The sequence below is a fragment of the Tamlana sp. 2_MG-2023 genome, assembly GCF_030548465.1.
In the GTDB taxonomy this organism is placed as follows: domain Bacteria; phylum Bacteroidota; class Bacteroidia; order Flavobacteriales; family Flavobacteriaceae; genus Pseudotamlana.
Map to the genome: position 1 here is coordinate 372,566 of NZ_JAUOSF010000001.1, position 18,798 is coordinate 391,363.

The window sequence follows — 18,798 nt, forward strand, 5'->3', positions numbered from 1 at the left end:
TTAGTTATTTGTTTCTGATTTTCTATTTCCGTAAAAATAGAGCGAGTGGTTGTTAATTTTTATATCGAAAACTTCTTCAATTGTTTTTTTGATCGATTCAATTCTAGGGTCGCAAAACTCTATAACTTCACCGGTGTCTGTAAGAATAACGTGGTCGTGTTGTCTGTCGAAGTAAGATTTCTCGTAATGTGCTTGGTTTTGACCAAATTGGTGCTTTCTTACCAAACCACATTCTAAAAGCAATTCTATAGTGTTGTAAAGTGTTGCGCGAGATACGCGGTACTTTTTATTTTTCATATTAAGATATAGAGATTCTATATCGAAATGCTCTTCACTATTATAAATTTCCTGTAAGATAGCGTAACGTTCTGGTGTTTTACGGTGCCCTTTGTTTTCTAAAAAGCTAGTAAATACACTCTTTACGATGTCTTGATTCTTTGTATCGGTTTTTGCATTCATAATTTCCGTGGGCAAATTTACACATTTTTTACACTCTAGTAACCTTATCTATACCATTAATTTTTTTAAGTTTTTCTAAAAGCTTTTTAATTATGGTATTATTTTTCACAACAACATTGATTTTTCCAGAGAATAAACCATCATCACTTTCAAAACTAATGCTTTTCATATTAACATGCATGTTTTCTGAAACGATGGTTGTGATTTCATTTACAAGTCCGATATGGTCGATACCCGTTAATTTAATCTGCGCCATAAACTCTTGCTGAGAAGAATCTACCCAACGCGCTGTCATGATACGGTATGCGTAGTTTGACTGTAAACTTAAAGCATTCGGACAGTTCTTTTTATGTACTTTAATGCCTTCGGAAACTGTTAAAAAGCCAAAAACATGATCGCCTGGAATGGGGTTGCAGCAATTGGCCAGTTTGTAATCTAGTTTTTCAGATTCCTTTCCAAAAACTAAGGAGTCAAAATTTGTAGTAACTTCGTTTCGATCCAGTTCTTCTTTCGGAATCGTTGCTTTTCTGGTGATTTTACTTTTGATAAAAGACATTAAAGCATTGCTACGCGAGGCTGCAAAGTTTTTAATCATCACGTTATCAATAGAACCTATGCCAACACGATAGAAAAGGTCTAAACTGGTTTTTAGTTTAAAGTACTTAACCAATTCATTAATAGTTCGTTCATTAAGCGTAATTTTTAACTGCTTTAATTTACGACGTAAAATCTCTTTTCCATCTTCGCCAATACGTTTTCTATCTTCTTTTAGAGCTGATTTAATTTTTCCTCGTGCTCTAGCCGTTGTGGAATAATCCAACCAGTTCGGATTTGGTTTAGCGCTTTCGGAAGTTAAGATTTCCACCTGATCGCCAGTTTCCAAAACATGGCTTAAAGGCACTAGTTTACCATTAACTTTAGCACCTCTGGTCTTCATACCTATTTCGGTATGAATACTAAAAGCAAAATCTAAAGAAGTCGCACCTTTAGGAAGCGATTTTAAATCTCCGTTTGGAGTAAATACAAATATTTCTTGTGAATATAAGTTGAGTTTAAACTGCTCAACAAAATCAACAGCGTTAATTTCAGGGCTTTCTAGCGCTTCTTGTAATCTGTTAATCCAGCTCTCAAGGCTATCTTCTTTTTCTTTATCGTGCTTGTATTTGTAGTGAGCAGCATAACCTTTTTCAGCAATTTCATTCATACGTTCACTACGCACCTGAACTTCAACCCAACGGCCTTTAGGGCCCATGACAGTAATATGCAGTGCTTCGTATCCCGTTGTTTTAGGGGAAGTAATCCAGTCGCGTAAACGCATTGGATTAGGTCTAAAGTGATCCGTTACGATCGAGTATATTTTCCAAGCTTGGAATTTTTCATCGCTCAACTCACTTTTATAGATAATTCTAATGGCGAATTTATCGTAGACTTCATCAAAGGAAACACCTTGATTCATCATTTTCTTTCTAATTGAGAAAATAGATTTTGGCCGTCCTTTTATAGAATATTCAAAGTTTTCTTTATCCAGAGCTTTCTTTACGACGTCACTAAACTGTTCGATGTAAAGATCCTGCTCTTCTTTGCTTTCTTTTATTTTATGAAGAATATCGTTGTATACATCTGGTTCGGTGTATTTTAAACTTAAATCCTCGAGTTGCGTTTTTATATTGTATAAACCAATACGGTGTGCAAGCGGTGCATAAATATATAAGGTTTCAGAAGCAATTTTGTCCTGTTTATCAGGGCGCATCGAATCCATGGTTTGCATATTATGCAATCTGTCTGCTATTTTTATAATGATTACGCGAACATCATCATTAAGCGTCAATAGCATCTTACGGAAATTTTCTGCCTGTAAAGACACGTCCATGTCTTTCTCTTTACTAAGCGATGAAATTTTAGTAAGGCCTTCAACAATCCTAGCAATGGTTTTTCCAAAGCGGTTTTCAATATCTTTTATCTCGTAATCGGGGCTATCTTCAACAACATCATGAAGTAATGCTGCTGCAATAGAAGTCGCGTCTAATCCAATTTCTTGTGCCACAATTTTGGCCACAGCGATAGGGTGGAAGATGTAAGCTTCTCCCGATTTTCTTCGTTGGTTTTTATGCCCATCCAAAGCGACTTCAAAAGCACTTCTAATTAGTTTTTTATCCTCACTAGAAAGTGTGGTGTAACTAACCTTAAGTAGCTCTTTGTAGGCCTTTGCAATGGTTGCATTCTCTTTTTCAATAGCTTCCTCTGTCATAATTTAAAAGTAACATAAAGAATATTAACAGGCAACAAGCGCCTTGTTTTTTTAACGATTCTAAGCTAAAAATGGAGTCTAAATTGAAATTATCAGAGTTGAACTACAATAATTGAAAATTATAGCGGTTTCGTTATTTTTTGTTTAAAAAGGCAACGAGTTGAGAAACGGCTTTCCCACGGTGGCCAATACTATTTTTTATGCTAAGTGGCATTTCGGCAAAAGTTTCGGCGTAGCCTTGGGGTTTAAAGATAGGATCGTAACCAAAACCTTCGGCGCCAGTTTTACTTGTTGTAATTTCACCTTCACAAATTCCTGTAAAGGTTTGTAATTCGTTATTAACATGTAATGCGATAACTGTTTTAAACTGCGCTTTTCTATTGTTTTTATTGTCAAGTTCAGCGAGAAGCTTATTCATGTTATCGGTAGCGTCTTTTTGTTCTCCAGCATAACGCGCTGAGTAAACTCCTGGAGCGCCATTTAGAGATTCAACCTCTAGACCTGTGTCGTCTGCAAAACAATCGTAACCATAATGTGCTTTAACATAGTTGGCTTTTTGAATGGCATTACCTTCAATGGTATCTTGAGTTTCGGGAATATCTTCTAAGCAACCAATATCTTTCAGACTTAACAATGTAATGTGTTCCGGAATTAAAGCTTGAACTTCTTTTACTTTATTTGTATTGTTAGTAGCGAAAACGAGTTGCATAGTATCATAGGATTAAGGTTTTCAAAAGTAAGATTATAATGGACAATATGAAAATGGACAAGAAGTGATTCTAGTTAAAATTTTAATACCTTTTTATGACAATTGTTGTATTGAATTATTCGAAAATCATGTATCTTCGGATAGATTATTAACATTAAAAGAGCATGATTATGACAGTAAATTTTCAATATGTAGGAGTAGATGTGAGTGAAACACTTTCAGAGTTTACAAAAGAAAAATTAGAAAAAATATTCAACAGATACGAATTTCTTATAAGTGCAGAAGTACATTTTAAACAAGATGAAAAAGATCATGATGCAGGTAAAATTTGTAATATTGAGTTGAGTTTGCCAGGACCAAGAATATTCGCAACCTCCAATGAACGTAATTTTGAAGTATCCGTTAGAGAGACTATTTCAGATTTAGAACGTCAGTTGAAAAAGAGAAAAGAAATTTATAAAACACATTAATATAAATAGCTTTAAGGATGCTCGAGAAGTTTTAGCTTATTTATAGCTGAGACTGAGAACTGAGACTGCAAACTGAATCATCTGTGGTGATAAGGTTCATTTCTTAAAATAGTGAAACCTCTATAAAGCTGTTCAATAAAAAATAGGCGAATCATTTGATGGGAAAATGTCATTTTAGATAATGATATTTTCCCATTCGCTTTTTGATAAACATCTTCCGAAAAACCATAAGGCCCTCCAATTACGAAAACGATTTGCTTAATCCCAGAATTCATATGTTTCTGTAAGTAATTTGAAAAGGCTACAGAATCATGTTGTTTTCCGTTCTCATCTAATAAGATCAAGGCGTCTGTAGTATTTATCTTGCTCAAAATCAGCTCTCCTTCCTTTTTTTTCTGCTGATCTTCACTTAAATTCTTAGAATTTTTGATATCAGGAATAACCTCTAAATTGAACTTAATGTAGAACCCCAAACGTTTAATATAATCGTTAATTAATAACGTAAGTTGTTTATTATCAGTTTTTCCAATCGCAATAAGTTTAATCGTCATAAGTTAAAAATATCTGTAGCATTTTATGAATAATGCATTAAAATAAGAATAAATTCAAAATTTCGTAAATGTAAAATTTAATTAAGTGAATCTATTTATTATTTTTGCTGCAAACAAGATTTATTTATGATTACACAAGAGCAGTTTGATTCGGAGTTGAAAATGATTATTTCTAATGCGATTAGAGAGGATGTTGGAGATGGAGATCATAGTTCATTAGCCTGTATCCCTGAAAATGCTAGAGGGAAAGCTAAGCTTTTAGTAAAAGATAAAGGTATTATTGGCGGTGTTAATTTCGCCAAGAAGGTCTTTGCTTATGTAGATAAAAACTTGAAATTAGATATTCGTATTGAAGACGGTACAGAGGTAACTTACGGCGATGTCGTTATGTACATTGAAGGGCCAACTCAATCTATCTTAAAAGCAGAGCGTACCGTGCTTAACGCCATGCAGCGTATGAGTGCTATTGCTACTAAAACTAGAATGTTTGTTGATTTATTAGAAGGGACTAAAACTAGAATTTTAGACACTCGTAAAACAACCCCAGGTATTCGAGTTCTAGAGAAGTGGGCTGTAAAAATTGGTGGTGGTGAAAACCATAGATTTGCTTTATATGATATGATTATGCTAAAAGATAATCACATCGATTTTGCAGGTGGCATCACGAAAGCTATCGAAATGACTAAAGACTACTTGCAGGAAACTGGAAAGGATTTACAAATCATGGTAGAAGCTAGAAACCTTATGGAAGTTGAAGAAATTCTACAAAATGATGGGATTTACAGAATTTTACTTGATAACTTCGATTATGAAGACACTAGAAAAGCTGTAAAAATTATAGGAGATAAATGTCTTACTGAATCTTCTGGAAATATAAACGAAGCTACTATTAGACATTATGCGGAGTGTGGGGTGAATTACATTTCATCTGGTGCTTTAACGCATTCGGTTCATAATATGGACTTAAGCTTAAAAGCGGTAAAGTAATTTTATTGTTTTTTGAATGCGTGCATCTTGATTTTTATGAAAAATTAAAAATCAAGATGCCTTCACTTTTAATTAGTAAGCTTAATTACTCAAAGACACTTTTTATTTTAATAACTTTGTGTAATCAACAAAAGCAAGTTATTAATGACTAAACCAATTGAAGATAAACTTGAAAAAATTCCGGTTGTTAATCTTTTGGTTCGGTTTCTAAAACGTATAAAGCTTCCAGGTTTAGAAGGCTTAACGCTTTACGACCTCATAGAGCTTTACATTACAGGAATTATTAAAGGTGCCGTAACAACGCGGGCGAGTGCTATTGCTTTTAGTTTTTTTACCGCTATTTTTCCTTTCTTACTTTTTATTTTAATTATCATCCCTTACATTCCGGTGGATAATTTTAAGCATGAATTTTTAGTTTTTTTAGAATCGTTTCTACCTGCAACAACATCCGATTTTTTCTTTGAAAATATTTTTGAAAACATAGAGCAATCGCAACGAGGCGGTTTACTTTCTTCCGTTTTTCTTTTGTCGGTATTATTAATGGCAAATGGTGTAAATGCGGTATTTACGGGTTTTGAAAGTTCTTATCATGAGCAGATCACACGAACAGCATTTAGACAGTATTTATATGCACTTGGAATTGCTTTAATTTTGGCATTTTTACTCATCTTTACAATTGCGATTTTGGGGTATGTTCAGATTTATGTGGTTCAAGAAATGTTAAGTGTGTTTCGGGGTGACGGTTTTGAGGCTGAAGCCAAAGCGGTATTTTGGACCAAAATGGTGCAGTCTGCTTTCTTTGTTACTATGGTGTATTTATCGGTTTCTACTCTTTATTATTTTGGAACCAAAGAAGGAAAAGAATCGCGGTTTTTCTCGGCTGGAGCGCTTTTTACAACCTTGCTCATTATCATAACATCCTTTTTATTTGGGGTATATATCGAGAATTTTAGTCAGTACAACAAGCTATATGGTTCCATCGGTGCGCTTTTAATTCTTCTTTTATATTTATGGTTAAATTCTAATATTTTATTATTGGGTTATGAGTTGAATGCGTCTTTGAATAAACTTAGAAAAACGAATTAGTTTATGTTAGATTTTATAGATGTCATTATTCCTATTCCTTTAAAAAAACTGTTTACTTATACGGTAACACCGGCGGAAGCAGCTTTTTTAAAACCAGGCATGCGTGTTGCGGTACCTTTCGGGAAATCTAAAATATATACAGGTATTGTTTTTAGTATTCATAAGGATGAGCCAGCGGCCTATGAGGCTAAAGATATTCAGCAAATTCTAGATGATAAACCCGTTGTTAATAGTCAGCAATTAAAATTTTGGCAATGGATAGCGAGTTATTACATGTGTACACTTGGCGATGTCATGCGAGCCGCTTTACCGAGTGCTTTTATTCTTGAGAGTGAAACGGTTGTTTCTAAAAACACTGTGAATATTATTGATGAATCTATTTTAAAAGATGATGAGTTTTTAATTTATGAAGCGCTGCAGCATCAGTCTTCATTGAAAATTCATGATATTTCTAATATTCTAGGTAAAAAGAATGTGCTTCCTGTTATAAAAGGGCTTATTGAAAAAGACGCGATTTCTGTAGAGGAAGAAGTTTATGAAAAGTACAAGCCTAAATTGGTGCGCTATGTAAAACTACACATGAGTTATACCAGTGAAAGGGCGCTTCATGAATTGATGGAAGAATTAAGTCGCGCGCACAAACAGCGAGAAGTGGTTTTAACGTTATTTTCAATTTCGGCAAAAACTAAAAAACCAGTAAAGGTTACCGATTTAGTTGCTGAAAGCGGGGCGTCGTCGTCTATTGTAAAGACGCTTATAGATAAAGGTATTCTTGAAGAATATCATATACAAACCGACCGTGTTGAATATTCTGGTGAAGATACCGAATCTTCAAAAAGTTTAAACGAACATCAAGAACTGGCTTTAGAAGAAATAAAAACCAGTTTTGAAACTCAGAACGTGACCTTATTACATGGTGTAACCTCTTCAGGGAAAACTGAAGTTTATGTGAAGCTTATTGAAGAGGTGATTAACCAAGGAAAACAAGTATTGTATCTACTTCCTGAAATTGCATTAACAACACAATTAATTTCGAGGCTTCAGAATTATTTCGGAGAGCAAGTCGCGGTTTTTCATTCTAAATACTCCGTTCAAGAACGTGTTGAGGTTTGGAATCATGTGCTTAATAATTCCGCGAAAGCGCAAATTGTATTGGGAGCGCGCTCGTCTATTTTTTTACCTTTTAATAATTTAGGGCTCATTGTGGTTGATGAAGAACACGAACAATCTTTTAAGCAGTTTGATCCAGCACCACGCTATCAAGCTAGAGATGCTGCTGTAGTGTTATCACATTTACATCAAGGAAAAACCTTGTTAGGTTCAGCCACACCAAGCTTAGAGAGCTTCTATAACGCGAAACAAAATAAATATGGTTTTGTTGAATTGTCTGTGCGTTATAATAATGTGTTGATGCCAGACATCGAGTTGGTAGATATAAAAGAGAAGCAGAAAAAGAAACGTATGAAAGGGCATTTTAGCGATAGACTTATCGAAGAAATGACTGAAACCTTGGCGGAAGGGCATCAAATCATATTGTTTCAAAACCGTCGCGGATTTTCGCCAATCGTAGAGTGTAAAACCTGCGGACATGCACCGGAATGCCCTAATTGTGATGTCAGTTTAACGTTTCATCAATATAGAAATCAATTACGCTGTCATTATTGTGGTTATCATTCGGCCATGATACAAGATTGTTTGGCGTGTGGCGGACAAGATATCGATAGTAAAGGTTTTGGAACCGAACAGATTGAAGAAGAGGTAAAGGTGTTGTTTCCAGATTATAAAGTAGCGCGAATGGATTTAGATACCACGCGTGGCAAATATGGTTACGAAAAAATTATAACGGCGTTAGAGCAGCAAGAAATTGATATTCTTGTGGGTACACAAATGCTTACCAAAGGTTTAGATTTTAGAAACGTCAAATTGGTGGGTATTATGAATGCTGATAATATGTTGAATTTTCCTGATTTTAGAGCTCACGAACGTAGTTTTCAATTGATGTTGCAGGTTTCAGGTAGAGCAGGGCGTACCGAAGAGCGTGGGAAGGTGTTGATTCAAACGTACAATCCGCACCATAATATTTTACAACAGGTGTCTACTAGTAATTATAGCGATATGTTTAAAGAACAAATGAACGATCGTTATAATTTTAAATATCCGCCAGTGTTTAAACAGATAAAAATTACTTTAAAGCATAAAGATTACAATCGTGTGGAAACGGCTTCTATTTGGTTTGCTAAATCATTACGACAGGTTTTTGGGGAGCATGTATTGGGGCCAGAAGCACCACCTGTGGCACGTATAAGGAATCAGTTTCATAAAAATATTTTAGTGAAAATCCCGAAGCAACAATCTTTAGCAAAAACAAAAGAAGCTATCATTAAAATAAACAATAGCTTCTTTAGTGTAAAAGATTTTAGATCTGTTAGAGTAATTTTAAATGTCGATAACTTCTAATGAAATAAAAATTTGTTAGCAAATTTTGTGATTGAATTAGTCCCGACGTAGGTTGGGATCTCATCACATTTATAATATTGTAAAATTGGTATGAACTTTAAATATTATTTAAAGCGTCTACTAATTGTGTTTTCTTGTTTCTGCTTAGAGGAATTTCATAAGCGCCAACTTCAACGTTTTTACTGTTGAATCTGTCAATTTTATCCAAATTAACAATATACGATTTATGAATCCTTAAGAATTTACCCTCTGGCAATTCAGCTTCAAAAGATTTCATTGTAGAAAGTACAACTAAACTGTTTTCTTCGGTAACAAGTTTTACATAATCACCAAGGGCTTCAATCCACTTAATGTCTTTAATGTATACTTTACGTTTTTTAAGATTACTTTTTACAAAAATGTGTTCTCCATCTTCTTCACTAAAGTCTTGAGTCAACCTATGTTGCTCTAAAGCTTTGTCTACAGACGTGTTAAAACGTTCTCTTGTAATTGGTTTGTGTAAATAATCGGTTGCGTCGTAATTGAAAGCTTTAAAGGCGTATTCGGTTTTACCAGTTACAAAAATAATTTGCGGCTTATTATTTAATACGTCTAAAAGTTCAAATCCGTTTAACACTGGCATTTCAATGTCTAAAAAAATTAAATCTACTTGATGGGTGTTTAAACCATTTTTTGTTTCTAAAGCACTACTGTATTCGGCAATTAGGTTGAGAGAGGGGTGGTTCTCGACTAATTTAACAATAGAGAGACGTTGTATTGCTGAATCGTCTACCACTACACAGTTTAAAGTCATAACAATTTATATTTCGGTTAAGGTATCGACAATAATACAAAAAATTCGGTTAAAAACCAAAAAACATCGGTAAAGCGTTGTTGGTTAAGTATTTTATCGTTTTTTTACACTAAAAATTTGTTAGGGAAATAAAGCTCCGATTTTGTTGTGTAATATATAGAATTTATTTACTTTTGCAGCCAATTTTTAACAATAAAATACGATTTTTATGAATCATTATGAAACTGTTTTCATCTTAAATCCCGTTTTATCTGAAGATCAGGTAAAGGAAACAGTAAAGAAATACGAAGATTTTCTTGTTTCTAACGGCGCTAAGATGATAGCTAAAGAAGATTGGGGACTAAAAAAATTAGCCTACCCAATTCAAAACAAGAAAAGTGGTTTTTATCACTTATTCCAATACACTGTATCTGGAGAAGTAATTGATGCTTTAGAAGTAGAGTTTAGACGTGACGAGCGTTTTATGCGTTATTTAACAGTAGCTTTAGATAAGCACGCTGTTTCTTGGGCAGAGAGAAGAAGAGAAAAACTTAAACAAAAAGCTTAATTATGTCATCAATAGAACAACAATCAAAAGGAAAAAAAGACGGCGAAATTAGATATTTAACGCCTCTTAATATTGAAACAAATAAGCAAAAGAAATATTGTCGTTTCAAAAAATCTGGTATTAAATATATCGATTATAAAGATCCAGATTTCTTATTAAAGTTTGTAAACGAGCAAGGTAAAATTTTACCAAGACGTTTAACAGGAACTTCATTAAAGTATCAAAGAAAAGTGTCTGTAGCTGTAAAAAGAGCGCGTCACTTAGCTTTAATGCCTTATGTAGCAGATTTATTAAAATAAAATACCGATAACAATGGAACTTATATTAAAACAAGACGTTGAAAATTTAGGATTTAAAGACGATGTTGTAACAGTTAAGAACGGTTATGGTAGAAACTTTTTAATTCCTCAAGGTCAGGCAATTTTAGCAACTATTTCTGCAAAGAAAGTGTTAGCTGAGAACTTAAAGCAACGTGCTTTTAAAGAAAAGAAAATAGTTGATGATGCTAATAAGATTGCAGATGCACTTAAAGCATTAGAAATTAAAATACCAGCTAAAGTTGGAACAGGAGACAAATTATTTGGTTCTGTAAACAACATCGATTTAGCTGAAGCTTTAGAAAAAGAAGGTCAATCAATTGAGAAAAAATTCATCACTGTTACTACAGTTAAACGTTTAGGTAAATATACTGCCGTTATTCGTTTACACAGAGAAGTAACTGTAGATTTAGAATTCGAAGTTGTTGCTCAAGCTTAATCGCTAAACGCTTTACAATAAAATTAAACCACTCATTTCGAGTGGTTTTTTTATGCTTTATAATTTCTAAGAACTAAGAGATATTTCATAAATTTGCATGCCTTTTTTAATAGGTTTGTTTTATGAAACAAGGCATATTTAAGAGGTATTATCCATAGATTTTTTTAAATGAAATATTCAAGACTTACAAAAGAACAATTCGAAGAATTGGAACAAGAATTTATAAACTTTTTAGCCACACAGTCTATTACAGGTGAAGAGTGGGCCAATTTAAAAGAAAACAAACCCGATTTAGCAGAAATGGAATTGGATGTGTTTAGTGATTTAATTTGGGAAGGCGTCTTAAATACTGCTGAATATATGGAGCATATTTCGGCGCAGCATATGTATTTATTTAAATTAGGTGCTGAGAACATGCAAGCTATCGTTGTGAACATTAAAAATGATCAAGATATTACAACGGCCGAAGGTTACGAGTGGCTACGTAATAATTTAATGGACGATAATGTTGAGTTTTTACAAGCTGATAAGGATTATACAGACGATAAAAACCTTGATAAATTTAAAATGATTGAACAAGGTGCTGTTATCACGAAGGGGGATTTGTTTAATTATTTTGATAAGATAATTAATTAAACTATTTAAAACGAAACCAGTATTTTTGTTTGTCCGCATCATATAGCTACTAATGTGATTGTGTGTGGGGGCAAGAAAATATTACTATTAACAATTAAAAGATACCTGCCTTCGCAGGCATTTGTATGGCTCAAAAACCAAGTATACCAAAAGGCACAAGAGATTTTAATCCAGAACAAGTCGCTAAGAGAAACTATATTTTTAACACCATAAGAGGAGCTTTTCAATCTTTCGGTTTTCAACCTATTGAAACGCCAAGCTTTGAAAATTCTAGTACCCTAATGGGGAAATATGGTGATGAAGGCGATCGCTTAATTTTTAAAATATTAAATTCTGGAGATTTTTTAGCCAAAGCCAATGCCCAAGCTTACGCTGAAAAAGATTCTACTAAAATAACACCTTCAATATCAGAAAAGGCCTTGCGTTACGATTTAACGGTACCTTTTGCACGTTACGTGGTGCAACACCAAAACGAGATTGAATTTCCTTTTAAACGTTACCAAATTCAACCAGTTTGGAGAGCCGATAGGCCTCAAAAAGGGCGTTTTAGAGAGTTTTTTCAGTGCGATGCCGATGTGGTGGGGTCAAAATCATTGTGGCAAGAAGTTGAGTTTATTCAGCTTTACGATACTGTTTTTTCAGCCTTAAAATTAGAAGGTGTTACGATTAAAATCAACAACAGAAAAATACTTTCTGGAATTGCCGAAGTCATTGGAGCTAGTGATAAACTTATTGATTTCACGGTAGCTTTGGATAAATTGGATAAAATAGGCGAGGAGAAGGTAAAGGAAGAAATGTTAGGTAAGGGTATTTCAGAAGAAGGTATTTCTAAACTTCAGCCTTTATTTACACTTTCTGGTACGTTTGAATCTCAAATTGAAAGTTTAAAAAGTATTTTAAGTACTTCCGAAGAAGGTTTAAAAGGTATTGAAGAATTGGCATTTATCGATGGCGCGATTTCGGAATTAGGTTTATCTGCAGCTAAATTACAATTGGATGTGACTTTAGCTAGAGGTTTAAATTATTACACAGGTGCTATTTTTGAAGTGTCTGCGCCAGAAAACGTACAAATGGGTTCTATTGGTGGCGGTGGTCGTTACGACGATTTAACTGGTATATTCGGATTGAAAGATGTGAGTGGGGTTGGAATAAGTTTCGGACTAGACCGTATTTATCTGGTTTTAGAAGAACTCGGATTATTCCCTGAAACCGTTAATAAAAATGTTGAAGTTTTATTTATAAACTTTGGTGATAAAGAAGCCTTGTTCAGTTTGAAAGCGATTAAAGCCTTAAGAAAAAATGGAGTTAATGCGGAGTTATATCCTGATTCGGCAAAAATGAAAAAACAAATGAATCATGCCAATAAGCGTGAAATTCCGTTTGTGGTTTTAGTGGGCGATGAAGAAATAAAGGCCAATCAGTTTACCTTAAAAAATATGATTTCAGGGGAACAAGATAAAGTCTCCATCGAAGACCTAATATTAAAAGTAAAAAGTCCTGAAAATTAATTCAGGACTTTTTTTATAAGTAATTTTCGTTTTATCTAGTTTACAATAATCTTCTTTGAGATGGCCCCTTCTGTGGTTTTTAATTTTACAATGTACACACCAGTACGCTGTTTGATGTTGAATTCATTATAAGTTGAATCTTCCGAAATTTTTAAATCACCAACAGATTGTCCTAATAAATTAAACAATGTGACACTTTGTATTTGTTTAGAATTCGGATTATGAATCACTAAACGGTCTTTATCATTATTGAAAGATACACTAATATGACTTCCTTCGATAGTTTCATTGCTTAAAGTGGAATCTGTTGAGAAACTGATTTCGAAACGGTCGTTGTATTCACCAGGTGTTAGATAAACTTCAAAATCGTTACTTTTTAAATCATGATAGGTGTTTAAATGATTGTCAAATAAATACACCTCAGTTTGATCGTTAATATTTTCTAGGGCATCAATTTTAATAGTGGCCAATCCTTCCGTTGAAATTTTTAATCCTAAAGGAAGCTTTAAACTAACATCATCAAAGTTTTGTATAGCTTGTATGATGAGTTTAGCGTCACTAAACATCCAATATAAATCTTCGCTATTGGATTCAATTAGAGGTGCTTCATAACCTAAATCGTATGCTATTGAAGCATTTTCGTCGGTTCCTAATAATAATTCGCGAACATAACCTTCTGGCGAATTAAAGCCTAGTCTTATTTTGGCTCGAGTATCAGAACTTATTTTTAAATCATTATTTTTTGATTTTGAATCGGTCGTTTTTAAGAACTCAGAATCGGGACTAGTTTCTTTTATAAATGCACGTTGGCTATTTTTAAAAATAAGGTTTCCACCGTCAATATCAACGTCTTTTAAATCTTTATGTGTATAATTTATTGTTGATACGAAAAAACCTTGCCCAACGGGTATATAGCGTTTTGCTGTTTTGCCTTTTACATTGGTCACATTAATACGTGTATCGTTAGAGATGGCTTCAGTTTCACCTGCTTTAGTTATTATAGAATAACCGCCTTCGTATTTTTTAGTTTGATGAGAATGTGTAGAAATATGATCCCAAATATAAATGGCACCGTTTATAATGTTTTGCGTATTATTTCCTCCGTTAGAAAGGTTTAAATTGTCGTCAATAAAAGCATGGGTATCTAATGCTGAAGCATAAGGGTTACCAACCAAATATTCATTGCCTTTATCTATAGTTAAACTTATGTCACCATTAAATGGCAAGCCTTCAAATTGGTAAGGTTGCGTTGAACTACTTGCTCCAGTACCTTTCATGGTGAAACCTTCACCAGCTTTTATTGTTCCGTTACTTCTTGCATGTTCCCACAGATTGATATTGTTTGCAGGTTTATTAGGGTAAGTCCATATCCAATAATCTGCAACGGTCACCGGGGTAGGTTTACCGTTGTACCCAGAACTAGAAAAAGCTACATTGTTTATAATATCACCAACTGTATATTGAGCGTTTAAAACAGTATTAGCTCCATTACCTACAGGGGAAGACCAATAGTTATATTCGTAAACACTGGATGCGCCGTATTGTATGCGTTTTAATTTTCCTGAGCTAAATGGTGTTATAAAACTACCTTCTGTTTGGATGAGTTGTGATTCGTCAATTAAATTAATCGTACCATTTAATTCTAGAGAGAAACTATTGTAAAGCCCCTTAGAATTGGGCACCTCAAGTGTTTTTCCTGCATCGACTATGATACCGGCGGTGCCTTGGGTTTCGTAAGTGCCATCCATAATTACATCATGCTGTATGTGAACAATGGAAGCATCTAATGAGTCATTCATTTTACCATGAATATCCCATTCGTCACCATATAACCAAGTGCTCGTATTTGTCCAGTCTCCATCAGCCTTGGTAACGTAAGGTAGAGGTGCTTTTTGGTTGTAGATATTTTTAAAATTATACATGATGGCACCAGTAACATCTCTACCTGAAGTTTTTTTATCGTCTAAGATAGCGCCAGTATAGGTGTCCATTTTATAGTATTTAATGAGTTTTCCACCTAAAGTATTGTCAGATATTACAAAAGGTAGGCTTTTACCACTGTTGAAATTATTTACATCATCTAATTCTTGATACACTATACGCTTAATTTCTTCAGAAGTTAAGGCTTCATTAAAAATACGAACTTCATCCATTTCTCCTCTAAAATAAAGATCATCTGTGGCTACAGCTTTGCCAATAGTGAAATCACCAGAATTATCAACGCCACTAAAGGATGCTGTAGAAGCTTCCTCAATACCATTTATATAGAGTTTGGTTTCGTTAGCTTTTGTTGTGAAAGCGACATGTGTCCAAATACCATCGGTGATTGTTGTTGTGGACTCAAGACGATTTGCACCGATAAAACCAATAATTTTATTGCTGGAATCAATTCTTAAATAAAAGTTGTTTTTACCAGCAATTAATTGGTTGTCTCCTTGAGTATTCGTGCCTTCTTTTTTGATAAAAGCCATGATAGTACCACCGGTTCCGGTTGAAAAATCTACAGATGCATCTTCTACATAATCGTTTCTTCCATCGAAGTATAGGCTGTAACTGCCGTCTATGTTTCTTGGAGAGCCAAATAGATTGTCGTTTGTATCTCTAGAGGCTACAATACCATCACCATCACTATCGGTAGTATCGTCCAACCTACCATTGGTATAAGCTAATTGTTCTAGAATATCATCACCTAAATAATCATGAACTGAGCCAGTTGTAGGATCCATGTAATCTGGTATTCCATCAGTATCTGAATTTAAGGCGTAAAATGAACCTGTTCCTTGATTGGTAATACCGTATGCTCCAGGGTTAGAATCAAAAACATCTAAAATACCATCGCCATAGCCAGGAGCTGAGCCTTGAAAGGTTTCTGAATCTGTACCATCACCAAAACCATTCCCGTTACTGTCGCCGTCTCCATTTTGGTAGTCTATACTACCAATAGTATTTGTAAATCCAGCTTCATCCACGTCAAATACACCATCATTATCACTATCTAAATCTAGATAATTTGGGGTATTGTCTGTGTCTGAATTTATTAATTCGTTTATAGTATAACCATTCAAACTATCTAAAAGTCCATCTTGATTAGAATCATTGGTTGAAGTTAGTGTTAAGAAGCCTTGACCGTTGCTTAAAGAAGCAATACCCAAGTAGCCTTCAACAACATCAGGGATACCATCATTGTCCGAATCCAAATCGTAAACATTCGCAATGCCGTCACCATCCGAGTCACAAAGTGATTGTTTTACAATAATGTCATCTAGGGCTAAATCATTTCCTAGTCCTCCAGGTGCTGTATTTACAAACTCTACGATAATGGTGGTTTGCCCAGTGGTTAGGGAAAAGGTATATTCTTGCCATTCTGAAATACTGCAGGAAGAGTCATCTTGATTAGTATCTGTAAAGTGTGAGCACCTGAAAATTTTACCAGTATTTTCACTTGCTATTAATGTAGAACCATTAGATTCGTAAAAGTTTACTGTTATTTCGGGCTGGCTTCTTGTGCCTGTTGTCTTGTCCACATTAATTGCAGCAAAGCTATAGGTTATAGGAACACTAGCAATTAGTCCATTAAGTTCAGTTCTATAGAAAACATTTCCAGGTGCATTTTCGGCGTTGAAAAGTGCCATTCTACCATTGGTATCTCCAAAGGTATGATCTTCAATAGGTTCCCAGGCATTCCACGCCCATGTTGCAACTTCATCGTTCGGTCCAACAGGCTCACCGGCTACACCTTTAGTTATATGGCTCGTAAGCGTATATTCTCCATCGTTTACACTTGTATTATTGCCACTACACCCACTAGGTGAAGTTTTAACCCCATCTTCATAGCAGTAACCTGTCGTAGCAACATAAGGAGAATTCACACCTATTTGTCCACGTCCTGTGCCTGTTCCAAAAGTTTCATTAAGAAAGATAAACTCGGTTATATTAGAGCCACTAGCGAGACTACAGGCGTTTTCCTCAACAGTATCAGGAATCCCGTCATTATCGTCATCAATATCTACATTGTCATAAATACCATCGCCGTCACTATCGTAAATACCAGACGAGTTTTGAGAAAATGAATATGCTGTAAAAAAGAATACAAATAAAGGCAATAGCAACCTTTGGTAGAAGGTAGTTTTATTCATGTGAGAGTTGGTTAGTAGCGAGGGGACTAGTTATGTATTGCAATATATGGTGTAATTTCTTTGTAAACAAATAAACCGGAAAAACAGAGGTTGTTTTTATATCGCTAAGATATTCATATTTAGTTCGTAAGAAGAGTTTGTGCTCATGCTTTAAGGTGAATTCTATTGAATAAACTACCTATTGAATAAATAATAGGATGATAACTTTTGAGATCTTTTTTCCTAAAAAAGTGCCTTATTTCTCAAGATAACGTCTTTTTAGGGTTTAAGTCTATAAAATTAAAGTGTTCAATGCGTTTGGGGTATATTTATTTCAATATTTTTATTCTTAAATATGCAGTTTATAAACTCAATAAATCATTACAGAGCTTTAGCTATTATTTTTGTTGTTGCTTCACATGCCTTTGATGTTTCTTTAGTTCATACGAACACTTTTTTTGAAAAAGTAATTAAGAATTTAGTGTCTGGAGGAACTATTAATTTTGTGTTTATTTCTGGGTTTTTGTTTTACACAATTTTTTATCAACGTTTTGAATTTAAAACGTTTTTAAAGAGCAAAGTGAAACGGATTCTTTTGCCATATCTTTTCTTGTCGATAGTCCCAATAATTCTATATTTATTGTTGAAACCTGATTATTGGAATGCTACTTTTCTTAATTATACCTTAGCAAATGATTCTATTGCACATTATTTAATTTCAATAATTAAATACTTAATAAGTGGCGGACATATGGTAGCCTATTGGTACATACCGTTTGCCATGTTGTTATTTTTATTATCACCTTTACATATAAAGTTTATTAAATTAAAACTGAATTATCAAGTTATAATTATAGTTGTTTTGTTAACAATAGCCATGTTTATTCATAGGCCTTATGAAAAAATTAGAGCATATCAAGCTATACATTCTTTGGTTTATTTTACGCCTATTTATTTATTAGGAATGCTTTGCGCTAAGTATAAAGATCATATTTATAAGTGGTTAAACAATAGGGATTTGTACTTGTTGTTGTTGGTGTTAGGTTTAGCTATTTATCAGGCCTATTTAGGTTATACAGGTAATTATCATGCCGATTTTAATGAAATCAATGGAACTATAGATCTTATGTTATTTCAGAAACTAGCTATGTGTTTGTTCTTTATGGTATGGTTGCATAGGTTTGAAGATTATAAGCATCCCTTTATAGACACATTAGCAAAAATTAGTTTTCCTATTTTCTTTTTGCATGGATATATTCTTAATTTTTTATTTGTGATTCATGATTCATTTATACATTATATTAAGTTTCCTTGGTTGGCTTATGTGTTTTTTACCGTATTAATTGTTGTATCAAGTGTTGTTTTAGCCAAAATTATAGTCAAGGTCTTTCCAAAGTATTCTTTGATGCTTATAGGTTATGGCACTAAAAAGTGATTTTTATTTTTTCTTAAATCAGGAAAACCACTTAAAATATT

Annotated in this window: 16 protein-coding genes; 10 read left to right on the forward strand and 6 right to left on the reverse strand. The window is 33.9% G+C overall.

The window, feature by feature from the left end; translation table 11 throughout:
* The 3 genes from Q4566_RS01735 to Q4566_RS01745 all read right to left on the reverse strand — a co-directional run bounded on the left by Q4566_RS01735 (position 1) and on the right by Q4566_RS01745 (position 3,416).
* Positions 1-459 (reverse strand): Fur family transcriptional regulator, encoded by a 459-nt coding sequence (locus tag Q4566_RS01735; RefSeq protein ID WP_303417630.1) that lies wholly within the window; start codon positions 457-459, stop codon positions 1-3.
* Positions 460-487: 28 nt separating this feature from the next.
* Positions 488-2,707, reverse strand: a complete 2,220-nt coding sequence (locus Q4566_RS01740) for a bifunctional (p)ppGpp synthetase/guanosine-3',5'-bis(diphosphate) 3'-pyrophosphohydrolase (protein WP_303417632.1) — start codon at positions 2,705-2,707, stop codon at positions 488-490.
* Between the two features lie 133 nt (positions 2,708-2,840).
* Positions 2,841-3,416 (reverse strand): non-canonical purine NTP diphosphatase, encoded by a 576-nt coding sequence (locus tag Q4566_RS01745; RefSeq protein WP_303417634.1) that lies wholly within the window; start codon positions 3,414-3,416, stop codon positions 2,841-2,843.
* 170 nt (positions 3,417-3,586) lie between these two features.
* Here Q4566_RS01745 and hpf point away from each other — a divergent pair, with 170 nt between their 5' ends.
* On the forward strand, positions 3,587-3,886 hold the full coding sequence (gene hpf, locus Q4566_RS01750; protein WP_303417635.1) for a ribosome hibernation-promoting factor, HPF/YfiA family: 300 nt from the start codon (positions 3,587-3,589) through the stop codon (positions 3,884-3,886).
* A gap of 77 nt (positions 3,887-3,963) precedes the next feature.
* Here the strand turns inward: hpf and rlmH are convergent, their stop codons facing one another.
* Complete coding sequence (gene rlmH / locus Q4566_RS01755) at positions 3,964-4,437, reverse strand: 23S rRNA (pseudouridine(1915)-N(3))-methyltransferase RlmH (protein ID WP_303417637.1); 474 nt, start codon at positions 4,435-4,437, stop codon at positions 3,964-3,966.
* A gap of 126 nt (positions 4,438-4,563) precedes the next feature.
* Between rlmH and nadC the strand changes: the two genes are divergently transcribed.
* The 3 genes from nadC to priA all read left to right on the forward strand — a co-directional run bounded on the left by nadC (position 4,564) and on the right by priA (position 8,967).
* Entirely contained in the window at positions 4,564-5,424 is an 861-nt protein-coding gene (nadC, locus tag Q4566_RS01760) for a carboxylating nicotinate-nucleotide diphosphorylase (RefSeq protein ID WP_303417639.1), read from the forward strand.
* A 144-nt stretch (positions 5,425-5,568) separates the two neighbouring features.
* Complete coding sequence (locus Q4566_RS01765) at positions 5,569-6,510, forward strand: YihY/virulence factor BrkB family protein (protein WP_303417641.1); 942 nt, start codon at positions 5,569-5,571, stop codon at positions 6,508-6,510.
* Positions 6,511-6,513: 3 nt separating this feature from the next.
* Positions 6,514-8,967: a primosomal protein N' gene (gene priA, locus Q4566_RS01770; protein ID WP_303417643.1), complete on the forward strand. Its 2,454-nt coding sequence runs from the start codon at positions 6,514-6,516 to the stop codon at positions 8,965-8,967.
* Positions 8,968-9,064: 97 nt separating this feature from the next.
* Here priA and Q4566_RS01775 read toward each other — a convergent pair whose 3' ends face one another.
* Positions 9,065-9,760, reverse strand: coding sequence for a LytTR family DNA-binding domain-containing protein (locus Q4566_RS01775; protein WP_150937514.1), 696 nt, complete (start codon positions 9,758-9,760; stop codon positions 9,065-9,067).
* Between the two features lie 208 nt (positions 9,761-9,968).
* Here Q4566_RS01775 and rpsF point away from each other — a divergent pair, with 208 nt between their 5' ends.
* The 5 genes from rpsF (at position 9,969) to hisS (ending at position 13,207) form a co-directional block, all read left to right on the forward strand.
* Positions 9,969-10,307: a 30S ribosomal protein S6 gene (rpsF, locus tag Q4566_RS01780; RefSeq protein WP_216068231.1), complete on the forward strand. Its 339-nt coding sequence runs from the start codon at positions 9,969-9,971 to the stop codon at positions 10,305-10,307.
* A 2-nt stretch (positions 10,308-10,309) separates the two neighbouring features.
* Entirely contained in the window at positions 10,310-10,606 is a 297-nt protein-coding gene (gene rpsR / locus Q4566_RS01785) for a 30S ribosomal protein S18 (RefSeq protein ID WP_019388303.1), read from the forward strand.
* Between the two features lie 13 nt (positions 10,607-10,619).
* Positions 10,620-11,063: a 50S ribosomal protein L9 gene (gene rplI / locus Q4566_RS01790; RefSeq protein ID WP_303417648.1), complete on the forward strand. Its 444-nt coding sequence runs from the start codon at positions 10,620-10,622 to the stop codon at positions 11,061-11,063.
* 168 nt (positions 11,064-11,231) lie between these two features.
* Positions 11,232-11,699, forward strand: coding sequence for a DUF6495 family protein (locus Q4566_RS01795; RefSeq protein ID WP_303417650.1), 468 nt, complete (start codon positions 11,232-11,234; stop codon positions 11,697-11,699).
* A gap of 125 nt (positions 11,700-11,824) precedes the next feature.
* Positions 11,825-13,207, forward strand: a complete 1,383-nt coding sequence (gene hisS / locus Q4566_RS01800; RefSeq protein ID WP_303417652.1) for a histidine--tRNA ligase — start codon at positions 11,825-11,827, stop codon at positions 13,205-13,207.
* A 35-nt stretch (positions 13,208-13,242) separates the two neighbouring features.
* Here hisS and Q4566_RS01805 read toward each other — a convergent pair whose 3' ends face one another.
* A complete protein-coding gene (locus Q4566_RS01805; RefSeq protein ID WP_303417654.1) occupies positions 13,243-17,343 on the reverse strand; it encodes a LamG-like jellyroll fold domain-containing protein in 4,101 nt (1,366 codons plus the stop codon).
* Positions 17,344-17,677: 334 nt separating this feature from the next.
* Here Q4566_RS01805 and Q4566_RS01810 point away from each other — a divergent pair, with 334 nt between their 5' ends.
* The gene (locus Q4566_RS01810; protein ID WP_303417656.1) at positions 17,678-18,757 is read left to right on the forward strand and encodes an acyltransferase; all 1,080 of its coding nucleotides are present in this window, start codon (positions 17,678-17,680) and stop codon (positions 18,755-18,757) included.
* Positions 18,758-18,798: the final 41 nt, after the last annotated feature.